Origin of the sequence: Amycolatopsis sp. NPDC021455, from assembly GCF_040640995.1 — a bacterium.
Classification (GTDB): domain Bacteria; phylum Actinomycetota; class Actinomycetes; order Mycobacteriales; family Pseudonocardiaceae; genus Amycolatopsis.
This window is the reverse complement of sequence record NZ_JBFACT010000006.1, coordinates 152,465-168,298: the sequence shown is the minus strand read 5'-3', so window position 1 is coordinate 168,298 and position 15,834 is coordinate 152,465. Positions and strand designations below refer to the sequence as shown.

16 protein-coding genes are annotated in these 15,834 nt (G+C 71.7%); 11 read left to right on the top strand and 5 right to left on the bottom strand.

Annotation, left to right across the window (positions count from 1 at the left end):
• Positions 1–22 precede the first annotated feature (22 nt).
• From AB0G28_RS11850 to AB0G28_RS11835, 4 genes are read left to right on the top strand one after another with little or no spacing between them, the layout of a single operon-like run.
• Entirely contained in the window at positions 23–1,333 is a 1,311-nt protein-coding gene (locus AB0G28_RS11850) for an ABC transporter substrate-binding protein (protein WP_361086667.1), read from the top strand.
• A complete protein-coding gene (locus tag AB0G28_RS11845) occupies positions 1,333–2,283 on the top strand; it encodes a sugar ABC transporter permease (RefSeq protein WP_361086664.1) in 951 nt (316 codons plus the stop codon). Before AB0G28_RS11850 ends, AB0G28_RS11845 begins: the two co-directional genes overlap by 1 nt.
• The gene (locus AB0G28_RS11840; RefSeq protein ID WP_361086661.1) at positions 2,280–3,119 is read left to right on the top strand and encodes a carbohydrate ABC transporter permease; all 840 of its coding nucleotides are present in this window, start codon (positions 2,280–2,282) and stop codon (positions 3,117–3,119) included. Before AB0G28_RS11845 ends, AB0G28_RS11840 begins: the two co-directional genes overlap by 4 nt.
• A gap of 28 nt (positions 3,120–3,147) precedes the next feature.
• Positions 3,148–5,727, top strand: coding sequence for a hypothetical protein (locus AB0G28_RS11835; protein WP_361086658.1), 2,580 nt, complete (start codon positions 3,148–3,150; stop codon positions 5,725–5,727).
• 48 nt (positions 5,728–5,775) lie between these two features.
• Here AB0G28_RS11835 and AB0G28_RS11830 read toward each other — a convergent pair whose 3' ends face one another.
• The 4 genes from AB0G28_RS11830 to AB0G28_RS11815 form a co-directional block, all read right to left on the bottom strand.
• Positions 5,776–6,249, bottom strand: a complete 474-nt coding sequence (locus AB0G28_RS11830; RefSeq protein ID WP_361086655.1) for a hypothetical protein — start codon at positions 6,247–6,249, stop codon at positions 5,776–5,778.
• Between the two features lie 66 nt (positions 6,250–6,315).
• Positions 6,316–7,149 carry a MarR family transcriptional regulator gene (locus AB0G28_RS11825; protein WP_361086652.1) on the bottom strand — a complete coding sequence of 278 codons (834 nt, stop codon included), beginning with the start codon at positions 7,147–7,149 and terminating at the stop codon, positions 6,316–6,318.
• A gap of 113 nt (positions 7,150–7,262) precedes the next feature.
• The gene (locus AB0G28_RS11820) at positions 7,263–8,198 is read right to left on the bottom strand and encodes a MerR family transcriptional regulator (RefSeq protein WP_361086649.1); all 936 of its coding nucleotides are present in this window, start codon (positions 8,196–8,198) and stop codon (positions 7,263–7,265) included.
• A 47-nt stretch (positions 8,199–8,245) separates the two neighbouring features.
• Entirely contained in the window at positions 8,246–8,965 is a 720-nt protein-coding gene (locus AB0G28_RS11815; protein ID WP_361086646.1) for a sugar isomerase domain-containing protein, read from the bottom strand.
• Between the two features lie 72 nt (positions 8,966–9,037).
• On the opposite strand from AB0G28_RS11815, the gene AB0G28_RS11810 reads away from it, so the two are divergent.
• Positions 9,038–9,739 carry an SDR family oxidoreductase gene (locus AB0G28_RS11810; RefSeq protein WP_361086643.1) on the top strand — a complete coding sequence of 234 codons (702 nt, stop codon included), beginning with the start codon at positions 9,038–9,040 and terminating at the stop codon, positions 9,737–9,739.
• Between the two features lie 179 nt (positions 9,740–9,918).
• Complete coding sequence (locus tag AB0G28_RS11805; RefSeq protein WP_361086640.1) at positions 9,919–10,521, top strand: HAD family acid phosphatase; 603 nt, start codon at positions 9,919–9,921, stop codon at positions 10,519–10,521.
• Here the strand turns inward: AB0G28_RS11805 and AB0G28_RS11800 are convergent.
• A complete protein-coding gene (locus AB0G28_RS11800; RefSeq protein WP_361086637.1) occupies positions 10,487–11,302 on the bottom strand; it encodes an SDR family NAD(P)-dependent oxidoreductase in 816 nt (271 codons plus the stop codon). The genes AB0G28_RS11805 and AB0G28_RS11800 overlap by 35 nt on opposite strands.
• Positions 11,303–11,704: 402 nt before the next feature.
• Between AB0G28_RS11800 and AB0G28_RS11795 the strand changes: the two genes are divergently transcribed.
• Genes AB0G28_RS11795 through AB0G28_RS11775 form a run of 5 tightly spaced genes read left to right on the top strand, consistent with a single transcriptional unit; the run spans position 11,705 to position 15,718 of the window.
• Positions 11,705–13,132, top strand: a complete 1,428-nt coding sequence (locus tag AB0G28_RS11795; protein ID WP_361086634.1) for an ATP-binding protein — start codon at positions 11,705–11,707, stop codon at positions 13,130–13,132.
• A complete protein-coding gene (locus tag AB0G28_RS11790; RefSeq protein WP_361086631.1) occupies positions 13,129–13,545 on the top strand; it encodes a roadblock/LC7 domain-containing protein in 417 nt (138 codons plus the stop codon). Before AB0G28_RS11795 ends, AB0G28_RS11790 begins: the two co-directional genes overlap by 4 nt.
• A 1-nt stretch (position 13,546) precedes the next feature.
• Positions 13,547–13,906, top strand: a complete 360-nt coding sequence (locus tag AB0G28_RS11785) for a DUF742 domain-containing protein (RefSeq protein WP_361086628.1) — start codon at positions 13,547–13,549, stop codon at positions 13,904–13,906.
• A 52-nt stretch (positions 13,907–13,958) separates the two neighbouring features.
• Positions 13,959–14,492: an ATP/GTP-binding protein gene (locus AB0G28_RS11780; protein WP_361086896.1), complete on the top strand. Its 534-nt coding sequence runs from the start codon at positions 13,959–13,961 to the stop codon at positions 14,490–14,492.
• The gene (locus tag AB0G28_RS11775; protein WP_361086625.1) at positions 14,489–15,718 is read left to right on the top strand and encodes a cytochrome P450; all 1,230 of its coding nucleotides are present in this window, start codon (positions 14,489–14,491) and stop codon (positions 15,716–15,718) included. Before AB0G28_RS11780 ends, AB0G28_RS11775 begins: the two co-directional genes overlap by 4 nt.
• The last annotated feature ends 116 nt before the right edge of the window (positions 15,719–15,834 follow it).

The following is a 15,834-nucleotide window of genomic DNA, read 5'->3' as shown; positions in this document are numbered from 1 at the left end:
CCCCCACCGAAGGATCACCCCGATGAAGAAATGGATCAGCGCCGTCGCCGCCGCTGCGCTCGTGCTGGGCCTCGCCGCCTGCAGCGACCCGTCCGCGAACGCCCCCGCCGACGCCGCACCCGCCACGTGGGCCGACCCCACCGCGAAGCTCGACGGCGTCAAGCTGACCGTCTGGGCGGCGCAGAACAGCAACACCGTGCCCAAGCAGGTCGTGGCGGCCTTCGAGCAGGCGACCGGCGCGTCCGTCCAGGTCGTGACGATCCCCGACCCGTACGAGCAGAGCATCCAGACCAAGGTGGCCACCGGTGACAAGCCGGACCTCGCCTTCTGGCAGCCCACCTCCTCGATGCTGACCGCCATCAACGCGAAGACGAACCTCCAGCCGCTGGACGACGCGCCGTGGCTGCCCAAGCTGGCGCCGGAACTGAAGGACATCACCGGCCTGCTGGACGGCAAGCGCTACGCCGCCCTGATCACCAGCCCGGCCGTCGAAGGCGTCTACTACAACAAGGAAGTCTTCGCCGCCAACGGCATCACCGAGACGCCGAAGACCTTCGACGACATGGTCACCGCGGCCCGCGCGCTCAAGGCCAAGGGCGTCACGCCGTTCTTCGAGATGGGCGGCGACCGCTGGGCGACGCAATGGTGGGTGCAGGTCCAGCTGGCCGACGCCGCCAAGAACGGCCTGTGGGACAAGATCAACGGCAAGCAGGAGACCTTCACCAGCCCGGTCGTGCTCGACACCATCAAGAAGTACCAGGCGCTGATCGACGAGGGCCTGTTCAACGCGGACATCAAGACCGCCAAGCTTGAGGACCAGAGCGCCGCGCTGCTCGACGGCAAGGCGGCCATGGCCGTGCAGGTCAACTCGTTCTTCGGCCAGCTGCAGGCCAAGGCCGACACCGCGACGCTGGACAAGAAGATCGGCTTCTTCCCGATCGCGCCGTCCGGGCAGATCGGCACCTTCATCCCGGACCAGTCGAACGCCCTGGTCGCCTTCCGCACCGGTGACGCCAAGCGCGAAGCCGCGGCCCGGCAGCTGCTGGCGTACTGGATGGGCCCCGGTTACGCCGGGTTCGTCGCCGACCGCAAGACCGTCTCCCTCGAGCCGTCGGTCGCGAACCCGCCGGGCGTGCCGCAGGCTCTGCTCGACGTCCACAAGTCGCTGCCGACGGCGGTCGGTTCGATGCAGGCGCTGGCCGTCGCCAACCCGGACCTCTACATCAACCTCGCCGACATGATCGCCGGGACCATGACGCCGGACCAGGTGGCCAAGGCCACCCAGGACCAGTTCGCCCAGCTGGCCAAGGCGGCCGGAGCCCCGGGCTTCTGATGTCCACCGCAGAACGCACGCTCGTCGTGGAGCGGCCGGTCACCCGGCCCGCTCCACGGCCGGGCGCCCGCCGCACGAGCACGTACGGCAAGCGGACGCACCCGATGTGGTTCCTGGCGCCCGCGTTCGCCATCCTGCTCGTCTTCTTCTTCCTGCCGACGCTGTTCAACTTCGTCTACGCCTTCACCGACTGGTCCGGGTTCAAGAGCTCGATCAAGCCGGTGGGGCTGGACAACTTCACCCAGCTGGCCTCCGACGGCACGCTGCTGCGGGCGGTGCGGATCACACTCGTCTACGCGGTGCTGGTCGCGGTCTTCCAGAACCTCTTCGGGTTCGCGCTGGCCGTCCTGCTCGAACGCGACAACCGGCTCAACCGCCTCGCCCGGATCTTCTTCCTGATCCCCGTGCTGATGTCGGCGCTCGCCGTCGGCTACATCTTCCAGGCGCTGCTGAAACCGCACGGCAGCCTCAACGAGCTGATCGGCGCGGTGCTCGGGCGGACGTTCGACTACGCCTGGCTCGGCGACACCACCTGGTCGATCGTCGTGGTCGCGCTGATCCACGCGTGGAAGTGGATGGGCCTGTCGATGCTCATCTACCTGGCCGGGCTCAAGACGGTCCCGGAGGACATCCTCGAAGCCGCCCGCATCGACGGCGCCTCGCGCTGGCGCACGTTCTGGGTCGTCAAGTCGCCGCTGCTGGCGCCGGCGGTGACCTTCAACGTGGCCACCGCGCTGCTCGGGTCCATGAACGGCTTCGACGTCGTCCAGGCCACCACGGGCGGCGGCCCGGCCCGCACCACGGAGATCCTCAACATCTTCATCTACCGCACGTTCGGCCAGGGCCTGTTCGCCCAGGCGACCGCGATGAGCCTGGTGCTGTTCCTGCTCGTCGCGTTCCTGGCCTTCCCGGTGATCCGGACCCTGCGCAAGCGAGAGGAGATCCTGTGACCGCCCGCCTGTCCGACGCGCGTTTCTGGACGAAGCTGCAGCCGGTCGTCACCACCGCGCTCGTCCTCGCGCTCATCGGTGTCCCGCTCTGGCTCGTCGTGGTGACCGCCGGGAAGTCCCAGGGCGAAGCGCTCAATCCGAACCTCTCGCTGCCCAGCCACTGGCAGCTCTTCGGGAACCTGCGGGAAGTCTGGGTCCAGGGCGAGGTGCCGGCGGCGTTCTTCGGCAGCCTGCTGATCGTGGTGCCCACGGTGGCCGGAGTGCTGACGTTCGGCTCCATGGCCGCGTGGGTGCTGGCCCGCCGCGCGACCCGGCTCAACGCCGTCCTGTACGCACTCGGCATCAGCGGGATCGTGCTGCCGCCGGCCGTCGTCACCGTCGTGCTCCTGCTGCGGCAGCTCGGCCTCGCGGGCAGCGCGATCGGGATGATCGGTGTCTACCTGGGAATCTATCTGTCCACGGTGATCTTCTTCGTCACCGGGTTCGTCCGGACCATCCCGGTGTCGCTGGAAGAAGCCGCCCAGATCGACGGGGCCAGTCCCCTCACGGTGTTCCGGCGCATCGTTCTCCCCCTGCTGCGACCGGCGCTGGCCACCGCGACCATCCTCATCTGCCTGTACGTGTGGAACGACGTGTTCTACGCCTTCTTCGTCGTCGGCGGGCGGCTCGACACCCTGCCGCTCAACCTGTTCCGCGTCGCCAGCGCGGGGCTCTACCTCAACAACTGGCACCTCATCTTCGCCTACGTGGTGCTGATGAGCCTGCCGCTGATCGTCGTCCTCGCCGTGGCCCAGCGGAAGATCATCTCGGGCATCACCAGCGGCGCCGTCAAGTGAACCCCCTCCCCAGCGAAGCGGAGTGCTGATGCGACAACGAATCCTGGCGGGGGCGGCCGTCGCCGTCCTCGCGTTCACCACGCTTTCCCCGGCCACAGCCCAGGCCGCGGCGACCGAAACGCTGCGCGTCGACCTCGGCGCGTCCACGGGCGCGTTCCACGGGGGTGCCACGGGCATCCTCTACGGCCTCGGCGACCCCGGCGTGCCGTCGCAGGACCTGATCGCCGGGATGCACCCGCGGACCATCTCCCAGAAGGCACCCGACGGCGAGCAGCACCCCAACGGCGACGCACTGGCCGTGGCCGACGGCTTCTTCGCCGCCGGCGGCACCGACGTGCACATCTACGCCCAGGACGTCTACAGCCGCTGGCCGTACCAGGATCTCGGCGTCGACGACTACATCGCGCGTCTCGAGCCCCAGCTGGACAAGGTGGCGAAGCGACCGGACCGCGACCGGTTCGTGTGGACGATCTTCAACGAACCGGACGGGAACTGGTACTCGGACTGGGCGAACAAGAAGCAGCAGTTCTTCGCGGACTGGACGAAGGTCTACCGCGTGGTGAAGGCGGTCCTGCCGAACGCGCGGATCGCCGGCATCGGCGAAACCGGGTACCGCCCCGACCACCTGCGCGAGTTCCTCACCTACGCCAAGGCCAACAACGTCCTGCCCGACATCGCGACCTGGCACGAACTGAGCCCCGACTCACCGGCCACCTACCGCGGGCACTACGCGGACTACCGCGCCATGGAACGCTCGCTCGGCATCCCGCCGCGGCCGATCACCATCAACGAGTACACCGACCGGCAGGACACCTCGGTGCCCGGGCGGCTGATCCAGTGGATCACCATGCTCGAAGACACCAAAGTGGACGGTCAGCTGGCGTACTGGTCGCTGGCGGGCAACCTCAGCGACAACGCCGTGCGCACCGGCCGCGCCAACGGCGGCTGGTGGCTGACCAAGTGGTACGCCGACCTGTCCGGCGACACGGTCCGCGTGACGCCGCCGCGGCCAGATACCCGGAACTCGCTGCAGGGCCTCGCCACCCTCGACCGCACGGACCGCAAGGCGACCGTCCTGCTCGGCGGCACGGCGGACGCGGTCGACGTCGCGCTGACCGGCCTGGACCGGAAGGTCTTCGGCGACCGGGTGGATGTCCGGATCGCCAAGGCGACCTGGTCGGGCTACGAGGGCGACGCGCAGCAGCCGCCGGTCGTGGCGGCGTCCCGGGTCACCGTGCGGGACGGCAAGGCGACGATCTCCGTGCCGGGCGGCGACCCGCTGGCCGCGTACCAGGTGGTCGTCACGCCCGCGGGGCTCGGCGCGCCGCCCGTGGCGACCGCGCCGTGGCAGGCGAGCTACGAAGCCGAGGCGGGCACCGTGGAGAACGCCCAGGTCTACGTCCAGGACGACGGGTCCGGTTCGTGGGACATGGCCATGCGCTACACGACGTCGGGCGGCAAGGACGTCGGGTCCATGAACACTCCCGCCTCCCGCGTCACCGTGGACGTCGGCGCCCCGCGTGACGGCGCGTACCGGCTGGGCGTCTTCTACGGCACCAACGCCTTCGTCGGCCGGCTGGCGCTGTACGTCGACGACACCTACGTCCGCACCCTGACCCTGCCGGCCACGCTGAACTGGACCTACCGCGGCCGGCTGGACACGCCGCTCACGCTGACCGCGGGCAAGCACCGCATTTCGGTGCGCACCAGCGATCCGAACGGGTTCCTCGGCGGCTCGTCCGACGTGACGCTGGACCGGTTCGACCTGACCGAGGTCACCGGCCCGGAACGGGCGGAGTACCCGCTCGCCGACGCCCGCCGCTCCGGCGGCACGGTCGACCACGGCACGGCCGCGCTCCAGGTCGTCGCGCCCGGCGCGGTCGTCCTGGCGCCCGGGGAGAAGGTCACGACCTACCTGTCGGCCGCCGAAGACGGCTACTACCGCCTGTCGACGTCCTGGGCGGGTGCCGGCCGCAGCACGCTGGGGCTCACGCTGTCCGGCCGCCGCGTGGCGGGCGGCGACCTGACCGCCACCGGCATCGGCGTCCGGTCGGGCAGCACCACGGTGTTCCTCAAGGCAGGGGTCACCGAGGCAGTCCTGTCGAACGAGGGCCGCACCCCGCTGGTGGCGGGCACGCTCACGCAGGTGCGGGACGCGGCGGCCGACCGGAACGCGGTCCGCGTCGAAGCCGAGTCGGGCCGGCTCGCGGGTGGCGCGACGACCGCGACCGGGCCGTGGGCGTCCGGCGGTTCCTACGTCGGCTACCTGGGCAACGGCGGCACGCTGACCATCCCGCGCACCGGCGGCCCCGGTCAGTACGACCTCACCGTCGCCTACGCGCAGGCGGAGAAGAACACCGGGCACCCGTACAACACGGACACGATCACCCGGACGTTGGTGGCGACCGAGGCCGGCGGCACGGTGACCCGCGCCCCCTACCGCCACAACTACACGTGGGACGGGTTCTGGCCGGAGACTTCTCCGATCGACCTGACCACGAAGGGTGGCGCGCTCACCTTCGGCAACCCGGCCGCGTGGGGACCGAACGTCGACTGGGTGCAGCTCGCCCCGCTCGTCGTGGCGAACACGGTGACGCCCCGGCGTTGACCGAGCGGGCGAGCGCCGGCCAGGCCCCGGCGCTCGCCCGCCCCGCCCTCAGCCCCGGGCGGCCCGCTCCGGCCACACGACGGTGACGTCCATTCCCCGCTTCCGTGCGGCTTCGACGACGTCCGCGGTACCGCCGAGCCCGCCGGAGGGACCGCCGTCCCAGACCGCGACCAGCTTGTCCACAATGGACAACAGGTGTTCGCCGGCCGCCAGGTAGGCCGCACCGCCGGATTCGGCGAAGGGCATCGTGTGGACGGCCGCCTCGGCCAGCAGGCCGTCGAACTCGGCCGCGTTGTCCGGCTCGACCTCGCGGTCCCGGTAGTCCGCGGCGGGCAGGACCACCTCGAGTGTCCCGCCCAGCTCCAGGACGGTTCGCGCGAACACCTGGTCGGCGCCGCGGGCGAGGCAGGTGACTCCGACGAGCCCCGCGTGTCCCGCGAGGAGCCTCCGGAGCTCACCGGCCACCAGCCCGGCGGTCGCGTCGGTCAGGTTGGCGTGACCGGTGATCCCGATGCGCACCACGTGAGCTTCCTTTCGGACATCGCCTACCGCGGCAACGGTAGCGAACCGTGCCCCCTTTCCCGGCGGCTACCACGGGAACTCCGCTTTGAGGGCGGCCGAGATCGGTCCGAGGTCGGCGATGAGCCGGTCCAGCTCGCCGGAGTCCAACGCCTGGTACGGCGCCTCCGCGAGCCGGTCCGTCATCGCCTCGACCCGTTCCTTCGCGGCCCGGCCCTCGGCGGTGAGCCAGCCGTCGGCACCGACCAGGCCGCGGGCGCGCATGCCGTCGATGACCGCGGCGAGCTGGGCGGCCGGGAGGTGCCAGAGCCGGCCGAACTTTTCCGCGGGCACGTCGGTGGACAGGGCGTGGAGCACGTGGGCCTCCGTCCCGCCGATGCCCTCGGCCAGCAACGCGACGATGTGGCCGTCGCCGCGGTGCTCACGCAGCAGGGTGGCCGCGTGCCACAGCCGGGCGAGCGGCTCCCGCGGGACCGGGAGCGCGCGCAGGGCCGCGTAGAGGGCGCGGCCCTCCATCGGTGCGCTGGTCGCCGCGCGGAGCAGGAGGTCGGCCGCGCGCGTGACGGCGGGGTCGTCGGCACGCTCGCCGAGGATCCGCCGCATCCCGGCGACGCAGCCCCGCTCGCGGGCGGCCAGCGCCGCCTCGGGGGTGGTCAGGTCCCAGATCCGCGGGATGTGGCGGGCCACTTCGCCGGGGGCGAAGTTGTAGAAGACCGCGTGGACGACCTCGGCCGGGATCGCCGGGCCGAAGGGCGCGGCGCGGCCGGCGAAGTAGGCGTCCCAGACGTTGCGCAGGCCCAGCGCCATCAGGGCCTCGTCCGACTCGCCGGCGAAGTAGGGCAGCATGCCGATGGGCTCGACCAGGTCGAACATGCGGCGGGCGACGGGCTCCGGGTGCGACATCTCATCTCCTGCGGTTCCTCGGCGGCGCCCTCGTGGCGGCCGCTCACCTCCTCCACGAACGGCTCCTCGGGGATTCGACACCGGGCTCCGGAAAAATCCGGCCGGGTCCCGGTTCAGCCGAGACGAGCGCGCAGGGCCTTGCCGAACCAGGTGAACACCGGCCCCGGGTCCGGGAGCGGAGGCCAGCCGTTGATGGTGGCCACCAGCTGCCAGTACCGCGTGACGCGCGGATCGTCGGCGACCTCGAGCCGGTCGAGGATCCACGCCTTCAGCCGGTTGTCGTCGGCCTTGCCGAACGTCTCGGCGTAGCGTGCGGTGAGCGCGGCGACAACGCCACCGGCCTGCTCCGAGTCCGGGGCGATCCCCGCCGCGAGCGCCCGGCCGACGTCCTCGCGCACGGTCTCGGTCAGGTCGTGGTGCAGGCCCGTGGTGTCCCCGTCGGCGCGCTGGGCCGCCTGGTACTGGGCCATCCGCCGCACCGCTGCCCGGAAGTCGTCGTCCTGGACCAGCTCGACGAGCTCCATCCACGCCTCGACCTGTCCGGGCGTGGCGTCTTCGGGGAGCTCGGGCATGGTCGACCGCAGCAGTTCCACCATGGCCGGGTTGGCGTCGACACCCCCGAAGGTGTCGTCGATGAAATCGTGGACGAAGCGGCGCCGTTCGGCGTCGGACAGGTTCACCAGTCTGTGCATCAGATCCATCTCCCGAGGGGTCGACTTCCGGCTCGCGACCGCCGCGAACACGGCACGCCGCAGGCGCAACGCCCGGATCTGCGCCTCGAGGGCCGCGGCGTGCGCCGCGGCGACCTCGGCCAGCGAGGTCTCGGCGGCCAGCACGCGCCGGACCGTGGCCAGATCGATGTCCAGCTCACGAAGCGTGCGCACCAGTTCCAGGCGCGCCAGGGCGGCCACGTCGTACAGGCGGTAGCCGGCCGGGCTGTGGCAGGTCGGCGGAACGATCCCCTTGTCGGAGTAGAACCGGATCGTCTTGACCGACAGGCCCGTCCGCTCGGCCAGCGCCCCGATCGTGAGGAGGTTCTCGTCGTCCATGCCCCCAGCCTGCCGCCTCCCCTTGGGGGAGACTCAACGCGAAACCGTCAGAGCGCCGGCACGTGCGCCCGGTAGTGGTCGAGGTACCGCTCGTTGGCGGTGTCGCCGCCGGGGAGGTTGGAGCTCTGCCAAAGGGGGAGGGAGACGTCGCCGGCCACGGTGGTCAAGCGGACGAGCAGGAGGTTCCACAGGTACGTGGAGCAGAGGGTGGACAGGGCCGCGGTCGTCCCGCCGGGCGTGGGGACCACGGCGTCGCCGGGCGGGATGCCGGTGTCCAGCACGGCGTCGGCCAGCTCGCCGAGCTTGGCGAAGGAGCGCGCCGGGGCGTTGTCCATGTGGGGCCGGGAAGCGAACGCGACGACGTAGGCGCCCCGCCGCTTGAGCTCGTCGGCGACCTCGACGGGGAAGGCGTTGACGCCGGAGTTGGAGAAGACGGCTCCGACGTCACCGGGCTGGACACCGGCCTGCGCGACCAGCGTCGCGGCCAGCCCGGGCACCCGTTCGAGCTGGGTGCTGGCCTGGGCGCCGTGCAGGGGCAGCAGGCCGGGGTGGAAGAGCGGGCGCACGCAGGCCAGCCCGCCGGCGCGGTAGAAGGTCTCCAGCACCGCGGCCAGGCCGTGCCCCGCGGCCGCGGCGTGCACCAGCCGGCCGGTGCGGACGACGTCGAGGAGCCGGCGGGCCACCGTGTCGAGAGTGGCGGCGTTGCGGTCCTCGACCAGGCGGAGGTGCTCGCGCACGGCGGTGCCGAAGTCGGTGGTGAAGTCCACGGGTTCTCCTCGCTGGGGCGACAGGACTCCTATGGTCTAGACCATTGCGGGGTCGTTGGCTAGCCTGCGTCCGTGACCGATCCCGTGTTCCTCATCACCGGCGCCTCCCGCGGCATCGGAGCCGCCACCGCCCGGCTCGCCGCCGAAGCCGGCTACCGCCTGGTGCTCGTCGCCCGCGACGAGCGTGGCCTGGCCGGCCTCGCCACCCGGCTGGGCGGGCCCGACCGGGCGTGGCCGGTCTCCTGCGACGTGACCGACTGGGCCCGGCTCAGCGAGCTCGTCACCCGGGTCCAGGACACGTGGGGCCGGCTCGACGTGGCCTTCGCCAACGCCGGCACCAGTGTCGTCACCTCGTTCCTCGGCCGCCACGGCGCACCGCCGGACCAGTGGCGGGACATGGTGCTCGCCAACGTCTACGGCCCCGCGCTGACCGCCCGTGCCGCACTCCCGGCCCTGGTCGCCTCCGGCGGTCACCTCGTCCTGACCGGCTCGGCCGCCGGCCGCGGAGTCCGGCCGGGCAACCTGTACTCGGCCACGAAATGGGCCGTCACCGGCCTGGCCCAGTCCATCCGCGCCGAATGCGTCGGCACCGGCGTCCGGGTGACGCTGGTCCAGCCCGGCCTGGTGGACACCGGCGGCATCCCGCCCGAACGGGCGGGCGACCCCAAGCTCGCCCCCGCCGACGTCGCCCGGGCCGTGCTTTACGCGGTCGGCCAGCCGGCCACCGTGGACGTCAACGAGATCCTCGTCCGGCCAGTCGGCCAAGAACGGTGAACCCTACCCGTACCGGGACGGTCGGCGGCCTGTTGGCCGCGTCCGATCGTCGCCACGGCCCGGCGGACGGCGCAGCGCCGATCGTTCCCTTGCCGCTTTCGGCAGGTACCTACGCGGCGGTAGGTTACTCGCGCGAACGTGAACAAGTTTCGCCTTAGTTCGGACGATGAGGAGCATCGATGCCCCGCTTCCGCGCCTTTGTCCCGCTTGCCGTGGCCGGCACCGTGCTGACCGGGCTGCTCACCCTGCCCGGCCAAGCCGCCGCCGCCACCGCTCCGCAGGCCGCCGCCGCGGCTCTGCCGCCCTACTCGACGTGGATCGCCGACGTCACCGCGGTCACCGACCAGGCCGCCGCGTACCTGCGCGACCGCCTGCCCGGCTCGGGGCGCCCCGCGGTCGTGCTCGACATCGACAACACGTCACTGGAAAGCAACTACCACCCGGGACTGGCCGACGTCCCGGCCGTGGCCCCCGTCCTGCGGGTCGCCCAGTACGCCGCCCAGCACGGCGCCACGGTCTTCTTCGTGACCGGCCGCCTCAAGCTCGAGGACTGGATCACCCGCTACAACCTGACCAAGGTCGGCTACCAGTACGCGGACGTCTACGAAACCGGCCTCGGCGACCTGTTCGACCTGCAGAAGTACAAGACCGCGGCGCGGGCGGACATCGAGGCCAAGGGCTACACGATCGTCGCCAACATCGGGAACAACGACTCCGACCTGGCCGGCGGCCACGCGGAACGCACGTTCAAGCTCCCCGACTACGGCGGCCAGCTGCCCTGAGCCCGTCCGGCTCTCGGCGGCCGGCCAGTTTTCGCAGCACCGCGCCGGAAACCGGCGCGGGGAGCACCCGCAGGAACCGGACCAGCGCGGACGTCGTCCAGGGGAAGGACGCGTTGGCCGGTTCCCGCCGCAACGCCCGCACGACGTGGCGCGCGGCTTGTTTTTCGCTGATCTGGAAGGGTTTCGGCAACCCGTCGGCGCTGACGCGCGCGGTCGCCACGAAGCCGGGATAGAGCGAGGTGAAGCGGATTCCCTCCGGAGCGAGCTCGACCCGCGCGGCGTCGAGCAAAGTCCGCACGGCGGCCTTCGCGGCCGAATAGGGACCCTGACGCGGGATGCCCATCAGCCCCGCCAGCGAATTCGTCTGGGCGATCAGGCCACCGCCCTGCCGCCGCAGCTGCGCGATCAACGGGACGAGGTAGTTCACCGTCACGTCGTAGTTCAGCGCCATCACGCGGGCCACGTCGGCCACTCCGGCCTCGGCCATCGCCATGTCCGGCCCTTGCCCGGCATTGAGCAGCGCGACGTCGACCGTGCCGAACTCCGCCGCCACCCGCGCCACCACCGCCGCCGCGGCCACGGGGTCGAGAGCGTCGGCGACGATGTCGAGACAGGGGCTCCCCGCCGCGCGGACGTCGGCCGCGACCGCCGCCAGCTCCGCCGCCCGCCGGGCGACCACGGCCACCCGGTTGCCGTGGCCCGCGACGTCGCGCGCCACCTGGGCGCCGATCCCCGAGGACGCCCCGACGATCAGGATCGTCCGGTCCACCAGCCTGGCCATCCGCACCCTCCGGTCGCGCCGAGTCCGATGATCAGTATGCCCGGCGGCCGCCGTGAATGACTCTTTCCCGCCGCCGGACGACCGGAAAAAGTCATTCATGACATCGCGGCGCCGTTGGGAATTGACTTTCCGGAACCACCGGGTCCTGGCGAAGTGGTATCACCGCGAAACTGCCCCTTACGCACGGGAAAGATGGGCGCTAGGGTGCCGGAGCGACCGTCGCAGGCACTGAGGAGTCGAAATCGAGTAGCTTCCCCACCCGACTCCACGACGGTCTTCCGGCACGCACCGCCGCCGCTCGCCGGAATTGTTTGAATCCCCTTGAGACCGGCCGGGCCAGTAACGTCCGGCATTCGGCGTAATTCCCTTCTCTGTATCCGACCGCCCGCGAGGACCTGATCGATGTCAGTGCACTTACCCGCTCGCCCCCGGGCCGAGCGCCCGCCGGTGGGACGAGCCCTGTTCGCGCTGCCGGCCGCCATCGTCGTCACCGGCGGGATCCTGTGGTGGACGACGGCCGCGGCGCCCGCGGCCGGCCGGACGTTCGTGGCCTGGTCCGGCGGGGTCGCCGCCGCCGTGGTGTGCGCGGCGGTCACGGTCGCCGTCTACTTCGCGCTGGCGTCGCGCCACTTCCAGGGCCGGGCCGCGGTGCTGGACGGGGAGGTCGCCCGGCTCGCCGACGACACGCTGCCCGCCCTCGTCGAGCGGGTGCGCGGCGGAGCGTCGGCGGACACCGCGCTCGCCGAGGTGCCGTCCTCCGTGGACGGCGCGAGCCGTCGCCTGCTGGCGGCGGTCGCGCAGGAGATCAGCCGCGGCGAGCGCATGCGCGCGGCCACCATGGCCGCCTGCGCCAACGCCGCCGGCCGCGTCCAAGCCCTGGCCACCAGCATGCTGGCCGACCTGCGCGAAATGGAAGGGCGGCACGACGAAAACGTCCTCGGCGACCTGCTCAAGCTCGACCACAGCACCGCGCAGGCGGGCCGGCTGGCGGACAGCATCGCGGTCCTGACCGGCGCCCGCTCCGGACGGCGCTGGACCAAGCCGATCGTGATGGAAAGCATCCTGCGCGGCGCGATGGGGCGCATCAGCGCCTACCAGCGGGTGCGGACGCACTCGACCAGCACCGTCGCGGTCGCCGGGTACGCCGCCGAAGGGGTCATGCACGCGCTGGCCGAGCTGATGGACAACGCCACCAGCTTCTCCCCGCCGTCGGAGGACGTGCACGTGTACGTCGAGGAGGTCCACGCCGGTGTCGTGGTCACGATCGAGGACAGCGGCCTCGTCATGAGCGCCGCGGCCCTCGAGCGGGCCGTGCGCGCGGTTTCCGCCGAGCCGCTGGACCTCACCACGTTGTCCGGCACCCGGCTGGGGCTGGCCGTGGTGGGCTGCCTGGCGCGCAAGCACGGCCTGAGCGTGCACTTCCGGCCGTCCGCGCGCGGCGGCACCGGAGTCGTCGTCATGATCCCGCGGCAGCTGATCACCCAGTCCGAACAGGACGCTCTGCCGGCCACGCCGGCGGTGGGCACGCCACCTCCCGAGGTACGCGCGCCCGCCGCGCCCATCGCAACGGAGTCCAAAGTAGAGGGTGACCTGGCCGGACTGCCGCGGCGACGTCGCGGGCAGACGCTGGCGGCGGCGCCCGTGCCGGTGGCGGCGCCGGCACCGGCGGCGAGTCCCGCTCCGGCCCGTGCCGACGCCGGGGCGAGGTTCAGCGCGTTCCGCGCGGCAGGCCGGGGCATCCGCCCCGTTCCCCCCAGCGGGGAGCCGATAACCGCCCCTGGACTCGAAGCACCCACCGGACCGCAGATCGGAGGCGAGGGATCCCGATGAACACCACCGACCACGATCTCGACTGGTTGCTCGAGAACCTGCAGAGCAAGACCCCGGGCACCCGGCACGCCCTGGTGCTGTCCAAGGACGGCCTCAAGCTCTGCCACACCCGCGGGCTCACCGTCGACCAGGCCGACCAGCTGGCCGCCATCGCCTCGGGCATCCAGAGCCTGGCCTACGGCACGTCCATCGAGTTCGGCGACGGCACCGGCGGCGTCCGGCAGTCCATGACGGAGTTCCACGGCGGGATGCTGTTCATCGTGGAGGCCGGCGCGGGTGCCCACCTCGCCGTGATCGCCGACGACGACGCCGACGTGGGCCTCATCGGCCACAACATGAACGAGCTCGTCGAGCAGATCGGCGAGTACCTCACGGCGCCGCCGCGTCCTCAGCCCCAGCACAGCGGCGGATGACATGACCTGGGAAGACCTGCACCGCGAGGACCCCGACCGGTTGTACACCGTCACCGGCGGGCGCAGCCGCGCGAACGAGAGCGCGCTGGACCTCGTGACGCTGATCGTGAGCGAGTGCGATCCGGTTCCGGGCATGCAGTCCGAGCACGTCAAGATCCTCCGGTTGTGCCGCAACCCGACGGCGCTGGTGGAGGTCTCCTCGGATCTGGGCCTCCCGGTGAGCGTCGTCAAGATCCTCCTGTGCGACCTGCTCGACACCGGCCGGATCACCGCCCGCCACCCGTCCTCGGCACCCGTCGACACCCGTCTGCCCGACCTCGAAACCCTGAAGCAGGTGCTCGTTGGACTTCAGAAGCTCTGAGCAGGACACCCGTGCTCCGCTGCCGAGCACCGCCAGGGACGGGCTGAAGATCGTGATCGTCGGCGGGTTCGGCGTGGGCAAGACGACCATGGTCGGCTCCGTCAGCGAGATCCGCCCGCTGAGCACGGAGGAGACCATGACGCAGGCGGGCGTCGGCATCGACGACGGCGCCTCGCACGGCAAGACCACCACCACGGTCGCGTTCGACTTCGGGCGGATCAGCCTGAACGAGCGCATGGTGCTGTACCTGTTCGGCGCGCCGGGCCAGGAGCGGTTCTGGTTCCTCTGGGACCGCCTGTTCTCCGGGACGCTGGGGGCGGTCGTGCTGGTGGACACCGAGCGGCTGGCCGACTCCTGGTACTCCATCGACCGCCTCGAGCACCACGGGACGCCGTTCATCGTGGCGCGCAACAACTTCGGCCCGCCGAAACACAGCCTGGAGCAGGTGCGCCAGGCCCTCGACCTGTCCCCCGAGGTGCCGCTGGTCGACTGCGACGCCCGCCGTCGCGACTCCAGCAAGTCCGTCCTGCTCGCGCTCGTCCACCACCTCTTCGCCCTGTCCTCCGTCCGGGAGACCACACCATGACCCGTCCCGCAGCCCCCGCCCTGGATCCCGCCTTCCGGCACGCCACGCCGCTGTCCGGGCCGGCGTTCCAGCAGACGTCGGCGGACCTCTACGCGGAAATGCGGAGGGCGCACGGGCCGGTCGCGCCGGTCCTGCTCGACGGCGACGTGCCGGCGTGGCTGGTGCTGGGTTACCGCGAGGTGCAGTACGTCGTGAGCACCCCGGAGGTCTTCGGGCGCGACTCGCGGCGCTGGAACGCCTGGGACCGCGTCCCGCCCGACTGGCCGCTGCTGCCGCTCATCGGCCACCAGCCGACGATGATGTTCGCCGAGGGCGCCGAACACCGGCGCCGCGCCGAGGCCCTCGACGAGGCGCTCGGCGCCGTCGACCAGTTCGAGCTCGGCGCGCAGGCGCAGCAGGTCGCCGACGGGCTCATCGACGCCTTCGCCGGGTCCGGCGAGGCGGACCTGATCGCCCAGTACGCCGACGGCGTCCCGCTGCCCGTCGTCGCCCGGATGATCGGCGTGCCGGAGGCGGAGACCGCGGACCTGGTCCGTGACGTCTACCTGACCCATGCCGCGGGCGAGGGCGCGAACGAGGCCTACGCGCGCGTCCGGGACAAGGTGCGGCGCATGGTGGAGTCCAAAAAGGACACTCCGGGAGCGGACGTCGCGTCGCGGCTGCTGGCCCACCCGGCCGGGCTCGCCGCCGAGGAGATCACCGAGGACCTGCTGCACCTGATGAACGCGGGTCAGCTGCCGACCGCCTACTGGATCGGCAACACCCTGCGCCTGATGCTCACCGACGACCGCTTCGCGATGACGCTGGCCGGCGGCCGCCGCAGTGTCGGCCAGGCGCTGAACGAGGTCCTCTGGGAGGACACGCCCACCCAGAACTTCCCGGGCCGGTTCGCCGTCCACGACCTCCGGCTGGGCGGCAGGCAGATCCGCAAGGGCGACCTGCTCATCCTCGGCCTGGCGGCGGCCAACCACGACCCGCTCGTCCGCCCGCTGCCGCAGACCTCGAGCGGCAACCAGGCGTACATGTCGTTCAGCTACGGCGATCACCGGTGCCCGTACGCGGCCCAGGAGATCGCCAAGGTGATCGCCGAGGCCGCGATCGAGGTCCTGCTCGACCGGCTCCCGGACGTGGTGCTGGCGGTCCCGGCCGACTCGCTGACCTGGCGGCCGTCGCCGCTGTTCCGCGGCCTGTCGGCGCTGCCGGTGAAGTTCTCCCTGGCCTGGTGATTCCCGGGCTCCGGGCGGGGCCGTGGTTCCGACGCCCCTCGGCCGGGTGACGGGAAGCTGCCGGGCGTGGCATCCTGAAGCCGGCGCGAGCGAAGGCCTCATCAGTCGGGAGGGCT